General features: G+C 51.2%; 14 protein-coding genes. 5 read left to right on the forward strand and 9 right to left on the reverse strand.

From position 1 onward, the window contains the following. Positions 1 to 7: 7 nt before the first annotated feature. From motB to ACL2XN_RS07285, 7 genes are all read right to left on the reverse strand, one after another. Positions 8 to 1177 carry a flagellar motor protein MotB gene (motB, locus tag ACL2XN_RS07255; RefSeq protein WP_413730566.1) on the reverse strand — a complete coding sequence of 390 codons (1170 nt, stop codon included), beginning with the start codon at positions 1175 to 1177 and terminating at the stop codon, positions 8 to 10. Beyond that, positions 1174 to 2064, reverse strand: coding sequence for a flagellar motor stator protein MotA (gene motA / locus ACL2XN_RS07260; RefSeq protein ID WP_410015419.1), 891 nt, complete (start codon positions 2062 to 2064; stop codon positions 1174 to 1176). The genes motB and motA overlap by 4 nt, the downstream gene beginning before the upstream one ends. Before the next feature lie 125 nt (positions 2065 to 2189). Then, positions 2190 to 2771, reverse strand: coding sequence for a flagellar transcriptional regulator FlhC (flhC, locus tag ACL2XN_RS07265; protein WP_410015420.1), 582 nt, complete (start codon positions 2769 to 2771; stop codon positions 2190 to 2192). 2 nt (positions 2772 to 2773) lie between these two features. Continuing rightward, positions 2774 to 3124 carry a flagellar transcriptional regulator FlhD gene (gene flhD / locus ACL2XN_RS07270; RefSeq protein ID WP_410015421.1) on the reverse strand — a complete coding sequence of 117 codons (351 nt, stop codon included), beginning with the start codon at positions 3122 to 3124 and terminating at the stop codon, positions 2774 to 2776. A gap of 1122 nt (positions 3125 to 4246) precedes the next feature. Further along, positions 4247 to 5629: an alpha,alpha-trehalose-phosphate synthase gene (gene otsA, locus ACL2XN_RS07275; protein ID WP_410015422.1), complete on the reverse strand. Its 1383-nt coding sequence runs from the start codon at positions 5627 to 5629 to the stop codon at positions 4247 to 4249. Then, entirely contained in the window at positions 5626 to 6423 is a 798-nt protein-coding gene (gene otsB, locus ACL2XN_RS07280; protein ID WP_413730954.1) for a trehalose-phosphatase, read from the reverse strand. The genes otsA and otsB overlap by 4 nt, the downstream gene beginning before the upstream one ends. Positions 6424 to 6683: 260 nt before the next feature. Next, positions 6684 to 6941 (reverse strand): hypothetical protein, encoded by a 258-nt coding sequence (locus tag ACL2XN_RS07285; protein WP_410015424.1) that lies wholly within the window; start codon positions 6939 to 6941, stop codon positions 6684 to 6686. 455 nt (positions 6942 to 7396) lie between these two features. Between ACL2XN_RS07285 and rcsA the strand changes: the two genes are divergently transcribed. Then, on the forward strand, positions 7397 to 8032 hold the full coding sequence (rcsA, locus tag ACL2XN_RS07290) for a transcriptional regulator RcsA (RefSeq protein WP_410015425.1): 636 nt from the start codon (positions 7397 to 7399) through the stop codon (positions 8030 to 8032). 85 nt (positions 8033 to 8117) lie between these two features. Here the strand turns inward: rcsA and dsrB are convergent, their stop codons facing one another. Next, positions 8118 to 8315 (reverse strand): protein DsrB, encoded by a 198-nt coding sequence (dsrB, locus tag ACL2XN_RS07295; RefSeq protein WP_410015426.1) that lies wholly within the window; start codon positions 8313 to 8315, stop codon positions 8118 to 8120. Between the two features lie 182 nt (positions 8316 to 8497). Between dsrB and ACL2XN_RS07300 the strand changes: the two genes are divergently transcribed. From ACL2XN_RS07300 to ACL2XN_RS07315, 4 genes are all read left to right on the forward strand, one after another. Then, positions 8498 to 8731 (forward strand): DUF2525 domain-containing protein, encoded by a 234-nt coding sequence (locus ACL2XN_RS07300; RefSeq protein ID WP_410015427.1) that lies wholly within the window; start codon positions 8498 to 8500, stop codon positions 8729 to 8731. A gap of 522 nt (positions 8732 to 9253) precedes the next feature. Beyond that, complete coding sequence (locus ACL2XN_RS07305; RefSeq protein ID WP_410015428.1) at positions 9254 to 10048, forward strand: mannosyl-3-phosphoglycerate phosphatase-related protein; 795 nt, start codon at positions 9254 to 9256, stop codon at positions 10046 to 10048. 50 nt (positions 10049 to 10098) lie between these two features. Then, the gene (locus ACL2XN_RS07310) at positions 10099 to 11319 is read left to right on the forward strand and encodes a glycosyl transferase (protein WP_413730567.1); all 1221 of its coding nucleotides are present in this window, start codon (positions 10099 to 10101) and stop codon (positions 11317 to 11319) included. Between the two features lie 188 nt (positions 11320 to 11507). Beyond that, entirely contained in the window at positions 11508 to 11879 is a 372-nt protein-coding gene (locus ACL2XN_RS07315) for a helix-turn-helix domain-containing protein (protein WP_410015430.1), read from the forward strand. Positions 11880 to 12480: 601 nt separating this feature from the next. Here the strand turns inward: ACL2XN_RS07315 and ACL2XN_RS07320 are convergent. Continuing rightward, a complete protein-coding gene (locus ACL2XN_RS07320) occupies positions 12481 to 12612 on the reverse strand; it encodes a hypothetical protein (protein WP_410015431.1) in 132 nt (43 codons plus the stop codon). Between the last annotated feature and the right edge of the window lie 204 nt (positions 12613 to 12816).

The raw sequence follows: 12816 nt of genomic DNA on the forward strand, positions 1-12816 counted from the left end.
CACGAAATCACCTCTGCTGTGAATCACGTTCGTTAAACGGCGAGGCAGCCGGAACGGAGGCCCCGGATGGCAAAGTAGCCGGGGCTGCGGCCGGTCCCCCGGATGATGAACTCGCCGGCGCCGCGTTGACGCCGGCATTGGTCTGCCGGGCGGTGGACGGCACAGGTTCCGCGGTTCCTGGCGGGATTACCGCCGGCTCCCCTGCCGCTGGCGGCGCCGCGGGTTTCACTGGCGTCGATTCCGGTGTTCCCGGCGTCGCCGGGTCCGGAACCGGCGGCGTATCGGTAGCGTCCTTAAATGACGGCTGCTGCGTTAATCCTTTCGAGTTATTGATTTCCATCCCCTGGCTTTGCACGTTTTCATGTGCAATGCTCAGTTCCGTTTGCTTATTCAGCACCAGCAGGCTGATGCGGCGGTTAATCGCCGCGTCGGGCTGCTGCGGCGCAAGGCTCATGGTGGCGGCCATGCCCACCACCCGCAGGATTTTGCCTTCCGACAGCCCGCCGGTGATAAGTTCCCGCCTGGACGCGTTGGCGCGTTCAGCCGATAATTCCCAGTTACTGTAGCCGCGTTCGCCATTGGCGTAGGGGGCGGCGTCGGTATGCCCCGATATGCTGATTTTATTGGGAATATCATTGAGGATCGGCGCGATACCGCGCAGCACATCCCGCATATAGGGTTCCACCCGCGCGCTGCCGGTTTCAAACATCGGCCGGTTCTGGCTATCGAGGATCTGGATACGCAGCCCCTCGTCCACCAGATTGATAAGCAACTGGGGACGCAGCACCCGCAGGCGCGGATCGGATTCAATAAGCTGGTCCAGACGTTCGCGCAGCTTGTTCAGCCGTTTCTTTTCCAGCTTGTCCAACAGATCGTTAATGTTCTTATGCACATCGCCCTGCTGACGCGTCGGATCCGCGCCGCCGCCGGGGATGGGACTGGTATCCGAACTGCTGCGATTGCCGCCGGTCAGCGCCACGCTCAGGGGGGTGCGGAAATACTCGGCGATGGAAACCCGCTCCTTTGGCGTGGCGATGGCCAGCAGCCACATCACCAGGAAGAACGCCATCATGGCGGTCATGAAGTCGGCATAGGCGATTTTCCAGGAGCCGCCGTGCTCGGCATGGCGTTTGGACCCACGCCGTTTGCGTACCACGATGATCGGCTGGTTTTTCATGCATCCTCTTCCACCGGCTGCTGTTTAATCGGTTCCCTGGCCAACCTGACATGCGCCTCCAGTTCGCTGAACGACGGGCGCTCGGCGGAGAACAGCGTTTTTCGCCCAAACTCCACGGCGATTTGCGGCGCATAGCCATGGATACTGGAGAGCAGAGTAATTTTGATGCATTGCATCATTTTGGTGCTTTCATCTTTCTTTTGCCGCAGCAGCGACGCCAACGGCGAGACAAAACCATAAGCCAGCAGTATGCCTAAAAAGGTACCTACCATGGCCTCAGCTATCATCGCACCCAGCTCAACGGCCGAGCGGTCCGCTGCGGAAAGGGCATGCACCACCCCCATAACCGCGGCGACAATACCGAAGGCCGGCAGCGAATCGCCTACCTGCCCCAGACTGCTGGCCGGTATATCGCATTCATGCTCATAAGTTTCGATTTCCTCATCCATCAGCGTTTCAATTTCAAACGCGTTCATATTGCCGCCGATCATCAGGCGTAAATAATCCGTAATAAAGTCCATCAGATGTTTGTCGGCAAGAATACGCGGATAGAGTTTAAAGATGTCGCTCTCATTGGGGGAATCGATATCAAATTCCAGTACCAGCATTCCGTGCTGGCGCGCCTTGGCCATTAAACGGAATAATAATGCCATGAGGTCCATATAGAGGGATTTGTTATATTTAGAGCCACGAAATAACTGCGGGAAGGCCTTTATTGTCAATCTGATCGCTTTGCCGTTATTGCCGACAATAAAGGCGCCAAGGCCAGCGCCGCCAATCATAAGAAACTCGGCAGGTTGATACAGCGCGCCCAGATGGCCGCCGACTAAGGCATAACCGCCAAATACGGCGCCCATTACCACAAGGTATCCCACTATCACTAACACATCCGTTCTCCCGGTAAAAAGATGTCGGCCTGCACGCAGCACATCCGGGAAACCGAACGACGACAGTCTTGGCAAGCTTATGCCAGGATATCGTCGTGGATGTCGTCATCCGTTAGGATTGCCCATCACACCGCATGCTGCGCCTGCTCATCCAGCAGCTTGGTATTGATATCGGCCGCTACCGGCAAAAGTTTACGTCTTTTTACCGCCCGGGACGGCGGCTGGCACAAACTGCAGACAAACCCGTAAATGGGCTGATGAGCGTAAGTGATAAAGTGGCCATGGCAGTGGCTGCACGGGGTTAGCTGCAGCATGCCGCTTTCGACAAACCGCACCAGGGTCCAGGCGCGGGTCAGCGCCAGTATCGGCTGTTCACCGTCCTGCTGGGGACACTGCTCAAGGTATAACCGGTAGGCCCTGATCACCGCTTCAACACCGGTGCATTGCCCGTTTTGCAGCAACACCTGGAAAATATTGTAAAACATCGACGAATGAATGTTCTGTTCCCAGGTCATGAACCAATCGGTTGAGAACGGCAGCATACCCTTGGGCGGAGGACTGCCGCGCAGCTCCTTGTACAATTTGATCAGTCGACCGCGACTAAGCTGCGTTTCGCTTTCCAACATTTGCAACCGGGCGCCCAACGTAATCAGCTCCATAGCCAGCTGAATATCCTTCGCTTCCTGGACAATACTTTTGCCGGCCATCGCTATGCCCTTTTCTTAGGCAGATGGTTGTCTTTTGCCGCCAGCCGTTCCTGTAGTTGACTGGATAGCAATATGCCGGTGTGGATTTGCTGTAATTCGTCCACGCGGGAATCCTGCGTTAATTGCGTAATGGTTTGGTGATCGTCAAAACGAAACAGGCACAATAGCTGATTCGTTTCGGCCAGTTTAACCATTTGCGGCAAGGTCAGTTTCAGTAAAACATCGGCCATGGTATCGTTAATCCCCAGCCGAAACATTGCCGACGCTTTTTCCTGGTTGATCAAACGCTGCGCCAATAATAAATATGATAAATTTATATCGTAAACATGTTTACGTATTTCACTCGTATTCATTTTCCCATCCCTCTAGACTATGTTTAAAAACATAACTTGGGTGATAAAATATCGCCCGGTATCCGGGGATTTTTCCCCTGGGTGGCTAATGAAATCAACGATACCGTACATACTTAAATTGTCCGGTAATCGAAGCGGCTAATTATAAAAGCCGTACCGTTAAATATTCTTGGTGTAAAATATGCCCAAAATTAACATGAATCATTAAGGTTTCTTCCGTGAAACATTTTTACAATTTAGTGAGATTATTCCTAATTGCGCCGCAACTCTAACGCCGATTCTGTCGTTCATACAATCTACCCCTGGGCAAATTTTAGATAAAGTGTGATCTAGATCACAGAAATTTAGCTTACTTGATCAGAATTGCTACTGGTCTGATGTGATTGCTGATCAAAAAATGAACACAAAAAAAGATTGCAACAAATTTTTAGCAAAAATCCCCGCACAATCAGCGGATTCATCTGATCATATTGATTTTGACAGAATATCATTCGAAAAAACAAATTCGCACCCTAAAATATCTTTTAAAATTAAATTCATCAGTATTAATGCTGTTTTTCCAGGATAAACGTCATGGATACATCAATAACATTATTGAAACATACCAACGGCTTTTGCCCGTCAGGGTCAGATTCTTTTGTATTAAAAATGAACGATTTTACAGTGGAATGTTAACAATGGAAGGAATGAGATTGGGGAGGGAAATGATACGTAAACATTTATGTGGCTGTTAAAAGGATGAGGGCATGCCCACAACCCAAAATAGCCATGTATGATTATCATCGGCATACTTATTCAAAACTTGAGATAAAACTGATCAAAATATTCGCAAAATATGCAGTAACTCTTTATTTTAGATCGTTTTTTATACCAGGGGATTTGCAACGCCGCGACGGGTATTTATGTCCACGTCCGTTAGGGAAAATAAGGGTGATAACGCATAACGTTATCATACAGCTACAAAAATGCCGCCGTAATTCCGGTCCGGGTTTACGGCGGCGATACGTTGAGCAGGGCTATGTCACGGACCCCGGGGCAAGCGTCCCGCTGGCCGGGACCTATGCCGTTCCCTCCGCCCCCGGCCAGCGTAAGGGCGCGGCGGCGGGTACGGGACGATAGGCTTTAGTGCGCCGCCGTGGTGGCCGGAACGGCTTTTAAGTCGTTCAGGAACGATTGACGCCAGTGTACGATGTCATTTTTATTAATCACCTTCATCATTTCCGCATGGCGAGAAATGCGCTCTTCCAGCGGCATACAGAGCGCTTTATCCAGGGCGGCGGCGACACCGTCGCGGTCATAAGGATTCACCAGCAACGCCGAGGTAAGCTCGTTGGCGGCCCCGGCAAAACGGGAAAGAATCAGTACGCCCGGATTGGCGGGATCCTGTGAGGCGACATACTCTTTCGCCACCAGGTTCATCCCGTCGCGCAGCGGGGTGACCAGGCCGACTTCGCAATGACGGAAAATCTTCATCAGCAGGCTGCGTTCATAATGCTGGTTAAGATAGAATAACGGGGTCCATTCCAGCGTTGAGAAATGGCCGTTAATCCTGCCGGCTTCCGTCTCCAGTTCGTGACGAATATCCTGGTAGGCCTGGACGTCGCCGCGCGAAGTGGGCGCTATCTGGAAAAAACGTATATTGCCGCGGTGCTGTGGATAGTTCTCAAGCAGGGTCTCGAAGGCCTGGAATCGCTCCGGCAAACCTTTGGAATAATCCAGGCGATCCACGCTGATAATCAGCTTGCCGTTCATTTTATCCCGCAGATGCGCAAGCTTAGGCGGCAGCGCCCCTTCCGCCAGTTCACGGATACTGTCCGGTTCCACGCCTATGGGATACACGCGCACCGTGACCGATTTGCCATAGGCGGCAAAGCGGTCTTCATCCAGTTGCTCCACGTCGGTCACCAGCGACAGGTTTTCAATAAAGGCCAAACGGTCGGTTTCCGCCTGGAAACCGATGAGATCATATTCGCACAGCATTTCCAACAATTCTTTTCGCGGCGGCAAGGCATTGAATATTTCCGAGGTCGGGAACGGGATATGCAGGAAAAAACCAATGCGATTGGTCATGCCCAGCTTGCGGCAGGCGGCGGCGAAGGGTAACAGATGATAATCATGGATCCACAGGATATCGTCGTCTTCCACGAGAGGCTGCAAACGTCCCGCCAGCTTCTCGTTAACATGGCAATAACCGTCATAATCCTCACGCTGGTATTGCACCAGGTCCAGGCGGTAATGAAACGCCGGCCAGATAACGGTATTGGAAAAATTGAGATAATATTGGTCATATTCGCTTTGGTTCAATGTGAACGCAGCAAACGTAATGTTGTCCTGCTGGTGTTTCTCCAAAGGAAGCTCTTCTTCGCTGATTTTGCCGTTCCAGCCGAACCACAAGCCGCCCGCGTCCTTCAGCGAATCCATAATGCCGACGGCCAGGCCGCCCGCGCTTTCTTTTTTACCTTCCATAGCCGCAATACGGTTCGATACTACTATTAAGCGACTCATAAATCCTCCCCAACCGAGCTTTTGGTTTTAATAGAATAATTATCTTGTTGTTTAAGCAATGACAATAGCCAAAGATGAACGTGCCCCACATCGTCCAAATGATAACGCGCCGCGGTAGCGCCCGGTCCGACCTTTATTGAGATGCCGTTCAGGGCGTTGACCTGGATAAATCCGGCTTCGTCCGTCAAGTCGTCGCCGATAAACAGCGGCGTTCTTCCGGCAAAAGGGCTTTCCTGCATAAACGCCTGGATGGCGGCGCCTTTGTCGACGCCCTTCGGCTTGAGCTCCACGACGCATTTGCCCGGCTGCAGGGCCAGTTCCGCATAACGGCGGGCAAAGGTTTCAGCCACCGCCATGATCGCGTCTTGATATTGCGGCGCCTGGCGATAATGCAAGGCATAGGCCATGCCTTTTGCTTCAACATGGCAGCCGGGAAATGCGGCGATGGCCTGCGTCAGTTCCCGTTCAAGCTTCATCGCCAGCTCCGGCGATAAGTCGGTGCGGTGGATTTCTCCGCGCGCGTCCCGGCGTTCTGCGCCGTGCACGCCGGCCGCAGGGCCATGCAGGGGCGCGCAGAGGGCGTCGAGTTCCGTTAAGGAGCGGCCCGATACCAGCGCCACGGCGCCCCCGCCGACGCTGGAGATGGCATATAAAGTCTGTTTGATATTATCGGGGATGGACACTAATTCGGGCCGTTTTTCAATGGGAGCCAGGGTGCCGTCCACATCAAAAAAACAGGCGAAGGTGTCCAAGGGTATCGGGGGTAGCGAATCACTGTCTGTCATACCTGTTATCCTCCTGTTACCGCGAGCGAGCAGCATTCCGGGCGCATCGCTGGATAAGTGGTTGCGCTACAGCGCATTAGCGCAGCCCGGATGACAAGTGGTAAGCGGTAACAAAGGAGTGAGAAGCATTGAGGTGAATTTTAAAATCGTCGTTCTCCTTGAAACTGCGCTGGCGTTATCGCGGAACATAAGGCGCAAAGAAAACGCTTTTGCATGGCCGGTAAGGCATGCTTTCTGTCCCACCTGTCCTTCGGGCGGCAGTGAACACTTTAGTTAGTATAGACAATAATTTTTGATCTGTCATAAATGGCGGCAAACGCCCCGCCCGGCCAAGCAATGGCAGGCAATACTTCAACGTTATAGATAGGTTCCATTTCATGATAGCGTCTCTGCTGGCCTAAATGCGGTAAAAGCGGCCCGGAAAAGTCAAAAATTGTATATAAAGTTAAATACGCCTTGACGTATAAGGCTAAAAAAAAGGCATTTTGCTCAAAAATCAGACAAATATAAACGATAATCAGTTTCATTTATACGCACACATCACTTAAACCATTAATTATTAATAGAAAAAATCTGAAATAGCCATAGATCGGCGTCATATTGTCAACCGCCATGAACATAAAAAATCATACAAAAAAGTCCATGAATTTTTCTTATGTTTATTTTGACTAATTTGTAATATCATTTTCCGAACAAACCGCTTGCCTTTAAACGGAAGCGCCTGCCGCTTGGCAAAACGTGCGCAGTTCCTTCGCGTGGCGGCCAGCAAAAGCGTTACCTGCCTTGAACGGTGCATCGTTAGACTTAAGTCAAATTTATCGATTCACTTTTGGGAGAGGGGTCTCAAAAAAATATCGTTGAACTTAATTGTGAATTGTTGTTAAAACATTAGGTAACTGTGAAGCTTTATGAAATCTACAGGCCAATAAGAAGCATTTTATCGTTGCTAAAAACAGATAATCAAATTAAATGAGGGTGCGCTATGCCAACGATCATCATGGATTCATGCAGCTATACCCGCCTTGGTCTTACCGGATTTTTGACGGATACCGGTGTAAAAAAGCGCAATATCAATATCGTAGCTGATATCGGCCAGTTGCAGACAAAATGCACGCGCGTGAAGCCTGATGTGGTTTTTGTGAATGAAGAGTGTTTTATCCATGAACCGGATGCGACGGATAGAATCAAAAAGATCATTACCCAGCATCCCGATACGCTGTTTTTCATTTTTATGGCAATGACCAACATCCATTTTGAAGATTATCTGTTTGTGCGTAAAAACCTGATTATCACCTCAAAATCGATTAAGCCCGAGACGCTCAATTCGCTGCTTACGGGCTGCAATAAACATAAATGCCTGGATGACGGCGCCCACAAGTCGCCGGTGGATTTGAACCCGGTGCGGTTAAGCCAGACCGAATCCAATATGCTGCGCATGTGGATGTCCGGTCACGACACCATCCAGATATCGGACCGCATGCAGATCAAGGCCAAGACGGTCTCTTCGCATAAAGGCAATATCAAGCGGAAAATCAAGACTCATAACAAGCAGGTGATTTATCACGTCGTGCGGCTGACAGACACCGTGACCAACGGCATCTACGTTAACGTACGCTGACCACAGGCCCCGTCGCTTTAATGCCTGGGCGCGCGGGGGCTTTTCGGTATCAGGGCGCCGCCTGATACCGTTTTTTTACGTCGTACTAGCGCTCCTCCAGCAAGGGTTCAACAAAAATGCCGTCAGGATGGCTGGTCTCGTTAAAAAACCAAATGGCCGTAGGATAATCATCCAACGCCACCAGATACATCACCCCTTCGCTGAATTCTTCTATGGCCTGGATTTTGCCTTTACGCCGTGGCCCGCCATCGGTTTTCACCGTCACCCGATCGTGTAATTTCATGACTTACCTCTAAATATGCCCGATAGCTAGTTTAGTATAAAACACCCCGTCCAGTCAGCCCGTACCCGATCGGCCGGGACATTTATTCCACCCCGGCCAACGTACGCAAGGCGATCCAAACCCGCGGCAAAAGCTATACTTAACAGGCACGTTTTTGCTGGTCTTCACAGAGGGGAAACATCATGGCCTTTGCCAAAGAATTCAATGAACAGCTGCAGCGAGAAATAAGTATAGACGTGGATGCGTTGCTACAGGCGGTCAGGGAGGCGGCGCAAGGGGAAATACATGAACACCAGAGCAATGAACACGCCCATATGGTCACGGCCGACGGGCGCGAATTTAACACCTACGGCGCCCTGGCGGAAGCCTATGACCTGGATATACGCGATTATACCGTGGCAGAAGTCAATCGGTGACCATGGCGGCCTGGCGGCAGCGATAAACACAGAAAAAGACCCCGGCCGATCAGGCCGGGCGAAAAAAAGCATATTCCTTTGCGGGGTGCATAAGGAATTTTAAAGTTCGTTACACTAGGAAATCAAATTACCCGCCCATAGTAGCGGCATCACTTAATTTGGCAAGTAACATAATGGTTGCTACTCTATCGCATTACGCGCCACAACCGCGCCAAAAAGGGTCGTCACGATGAAAAACACCTGGCATCCCCGATAATAATTGTTTAATTTCATATGATTATTAAAAATAATTAGATTTTGCGCCCAATTTTTCCACGCTGGCCCAGCCGGTATTACGCGCTATTTTTTAGGATTATTCTTAATTATACTTTAGGAAAAATGCTGCTTTACAGCACATCGGCACGATTAGCTTGACCCGAATCCGGCGAACATTTGCCGCTTCCGCGGCAATCCTTCGTATATACTCAGTTTTATAAGATGACGTCAGCCCATTGTCGCAACTGTCAAAAAGGCGGGAAAAACATGCCAAGTCTCACCGACCCGTTAGTGGTCATAACCGATTTGGACGGGTCGCTGCTCGACCATCATACCTACAGTTGGCAACCTGCCGCGCCCTGGCTTGATAGGCTTAAGGCCCATCATATCCCCGTGGTGTTTTGCTCAAGCAAGACCACCGCCGAGATTGTGCCGCTGCAAGAGAGCATGGGGCTGTCGGGAACGCCATTTATTGCCGAAAACGGCGCGTTGTTACAGCTTGACGGCGAACTGTCCGGCAGGATCATGGGACAGGACTATGCCGCGGTACGCGCAGCGATGGAACGGCTGCGGCAGGAATACGGTTTCAAATTCTTCGGCTTCGGCGACGTTGATGAGAAGCTGGTCGGCGAATGGACCGGGTTATCCGCCCAGGACGCGCTGCTGGCGCAGCGTCGGCAGGCCTCGGAGGCCTTTATCTGGCGTGAAAGCGACGAGCGGCTGCGCGACTTTACCGACCTCCTGGCCAAGGAGGGCCTGGCGGTGACCCAGGGAGGACGGTTTTATCACGTGATGTCGCAAGGCAGCAGCAAAGGCGCCGCGGTGCGCCGGCTTTTGCAGCACTATCGTCAGCAGGACGGCCGCCCGTGGCAATCCATAGGCCTGGGCGACGGGCCAAACGATATTTCGCTGCTGGACGCGGTGGACTATGCGGTCATCATTCGGGGTTACACGAAAACGCCGGTCACCGTCAGCCCGCAGCAGCGGTATGTTTATCGCACCAACGCCTATGGACCGGAAGGCTGGTGCGAAGGGATGGATTATTTTATTACCTCGGCTTAATCAGAGTCGGATAACAATTTTAAGAAAAAAAAAGCTTGGGGAGAAAACGCATGAGTGATTTTCATCAAAATGGAATTATCGCCAATTTTCACAACCTCTCCGATCGCAAGGTCGATGAGTTAGAAACAGAGCTGCTGGGGTTTGCCAAAAAGCGCAAAATGGGTCTGATCCTGCCGTCGCTGTTTTCTGAGCTTGAAGGACCGGCGCTGGCCCATATCGTTGATGAATTGGCCAAAGTGCCCTATCTGGAGGAAATCGTTATCGGGTTGGATCGCGCCGACCGCGATCAATTCCTTTTTGCCCGGGATTTTTTTTCCCGGCTGCCTCAGCATCACCGCATTCTTTGGAATGACGGACCGCGGTTAAAGGCTATTGACGCCGAGCTGGAAAAAGAAGGACTTTCTCCCACCGAACCGGGAAAAGGACGCAACGTCTGGTTCTGCACCGGCTATACGCTGGCGTCGGATCGTACGCTGGCGGTGGCGCTGCACGATTGCGATATCGTCACCTACGATCGCGGCATGCTGGCCCGGCTGTTGTATCCCGTGGTCCATCCCAAATTCAGTTATGAATTCTGTAAAGGCTTCTATGCCCGGGTGGCCAACGGCAAGATGAACGGGCGCGTCGTGCGCTTACTGGTGGGACCGCTGCTGCGTTCGCTGGAAAACGTCTACGGCCAATCCCCGTACCTGGATTATCTCAACAGCTTCCGCTATCCCCTGTCCGGCGAATTCGCCATGCGCACCCGCGTCATGCATGATATGAAAATTCCGGGGGATTGGGGGCTGGAGATTGGGTTATTGTCCGAGATTTACCGCAACTACTCGCCAAATCATATTTGCCAGGTGGAAATCGCCGATAATTATGACCACAAGCACCAGCCCCTGGCGGAAGAGGATGGCTCCGGCGGCCTTAAGCGCATGAGCAACGATATTATCCAGTCCCTGTACCGTAAGCTGGCCACGATGGGCGTCAATTTAACCAGCGACTCCTTCCGGGTGCTCAAGGCTACCTATTACCGCAATGCGCTGGACATCCTGGAGTTTTATCATCATGACGCCATCATGAACGGACTGAAATTCGACCAGCACAGCGAGGAGGCGGCGGTGGAATTGTTTATGCAATGCATCCTTGACGCCGGACAAGCCTTTATCGAACGCCCGAACGATAAACCCTTTATCCCGAGCTGGAGCCGGGTGCAATCCGCTTTCCCCGATATTATGCAGCGCATCTATGATGCGGTGGAGGAAGATAATAACGGCGACGTATAGTCGCGGCTGGCGGCAAACAGCGGGCCGCTGGCATGCTGCCCCCGGTTTGCCCGCCACCGGCTTTCGTTATGCCGCAGGGTGATGAGTCATGCGCGGTGATACCCTGCTCATCATGTGGCTGGCTGTGCCATAAACCCGTTATTGTCTTTGTGCTAAACCGGTCATCGTCCGGGCGGAAAAGAATGATTATGCGCGAACTGAAACCGAATGAACCCCTGGTCGCCGCCCTTGCGCAGTGGATCGAGGATCATCTGGACCGGGATATCGCCTTGCCTGAGCTCGCCGCCCGGTCAGGGTATTCGGTATGGCATATGCAAGGCGTGTTCCGCGCGACCACCGGCATTGCCGTCGGTCGTTATATCCGCGAGCGCAAATTGACGGAAGCCGTCTATCGCCTGCGCAATAGCGACAACAGAATCATGGACATCGCCCTCGATTATGGCTTTAACTCCCAATCACAGTTCACGACGTTGTTCAAAAAATATTTTGGCATCACGCCGCAGGCGTGCCGTAACGATTGCTCGCTAATATTGCCATTAACGCCGCCGCTGCGTTATTAAGCAGGAAGGTCAAGGATCGCCCGGACGAGGGCCTGTCTATTTCTGGATAAAAGTGTTATTACAAATGAATTAATTTAATTCACGCCACACGCGGGTCACGGCATTAGCGAGACTGCATGATGCTAATTAAATCAATGTCTTTGCTCTTTTAAATATTCACTTCATTACGTGATATTCAAATAAGCATATCGTTATTCAATTTTAATTTCCGCTTACACGCTAAAACATGACTGAAATAAATAGTAATTCCCCAAGTTTAGCGTACTATGTATAAGTAAGATTAATTTCCCTGGTGTAACTTAAGAAGTAATGTTGCCCGCTTTTTTCGGCGGGCTTTTTTACCACGCCCCATAACGCATTGATATACCATTCCTTTTTTCTGCCTCTCTTCTTGGAAGTCGCTAAGATTTTATTTTTTGAAATTATCATTTGTCTCTACAGGCGACTTTAAATATCAGCAGTACTAATCACACATCACCACGACACTGCCCGGCGTAGGCAAAATGCCCGTCGTTATCCAATTTATTATGCCGCGGGCGATCTTTCCAGCATACCGGGGAAGGCGCCTGGCATAATGTCAGGCGCTGTGGACAAAAAAAGCTTAAATTTTACAGCCTTCACAATCGTCCTCTGCCGAAAAGGCTTCCGGCACTTCCTTGGCTTTTTGTTCGGCATGTTCCTGCGCCTTGGCCAATTCGGCATCAATATCAAATTCAAAAATATCATCGTTCATGGTTCAAATATCCCGTTAGTGAGCACCGAGGACAGTATAACCAATTGCGTATAAAAACGTTAACCCTGCGAGCCCTGGATAAAAAAACCCGGCCATTGCCGGGTTACGTCGCGAAAAAAATGCAGGGTCAGATTTCGAGCCCTTTCTTGCTCTTCTTGTCCGCGCGCTTTTCCTTCAGTGTCTTCTCCGGTCTCTTCTTGGCTG

The sequence above is a fragment of the Sodalis sp. RH22 genome (assembly GCF_047324165.1).
Lineage (GTDB): Bacteria > Pseudomonadota > Gammaproteobacteria > Enterobacterales > Enterobacteriaceae > Acerihabitans.

Bases quoted from the DNA above. Each gene is read 5' to 3' on its own strand.
- motB (WP_413730566.1), bottom strand. From the start codon at position 1,177: ATGAAAAACCAGCCGATCATCGTGGTACGCAAACGGCGTGGGTCCAAA.
- flhC (WP_410015420.1), bottom strand. From the start codon at position 2,771: ATGGCCGGCAAAAGTATTGTCCAGGAAGCGAAGGATATTCAGCTGGCT.
- flhD (WP_410015421.1), bottom strand. From the start codon at position 3,124: ATGAATACGAGTGAAATACGTAAACATGTTTACGATATAAATTTATCA.
- otsA (WP_410015422.1), bottom strand. From the start codon at position 5,629: ATGAGTCGCTTAATAGTAGTATCGAACCGTATTGCGGCTATGGAAGGT.
- ACL2XN_RS07285 (WP_410015424.1), bottom strand. From the start codon at position 6,941: ATGAAACTGATTATCGTTTATATTTGTCTGATTTTTGAGCAAAATGCC.
- rcsA (WP_410015425.1), top strand. From the start codon at position 7,397: ATGCCAACGATCATCATGGATTCATGCAGCTATACCCGCCTTGGTCTT.
- dsrB (WP_410015426.1), bottom strand. From the start codon at position 8,315: ATGAAATTACACGATCGGGTGACGGTGAAAACCGATGGCGGGCCACGG.
- ACL2XN_RS07300 (WP_410015427.1), top strand. From the start codon at position 8,498: ATGGCCTTTGCCAAAGAATTCAATGAACAGCTGCAGCGAGAAATAAGT.
- ACL2XN_RS07305 (WP_410015428.1), top strand. From the start codon at position 9,254: ATGCCAAGTCTCACCGACCCGTTAGTGGTCATAACCGATTTGGACGGG.
- ACL2XN_RS07310 (WP_413730567.1), top strand. From the start codon at position 10,099: ATGAGTGATTTTCATCAAAATGGAATTATCGCCAATTTTCACAACCTC.
- ACL2XN_RS07315 (WP_410015430.1), top strand. From the start codon at position 11,508: ATGCGCGAACTGAAACCGAATGAACCCCTGGTCGCCGCCCTTGCGCAG.
- ACL2XN_RS07320 (WP_410015431.1), bottom strand. From the start codon at position 12,612: ATGAACGATGATATTTTTGAATTTGATATTGATGCCGAATTGGCCAAG.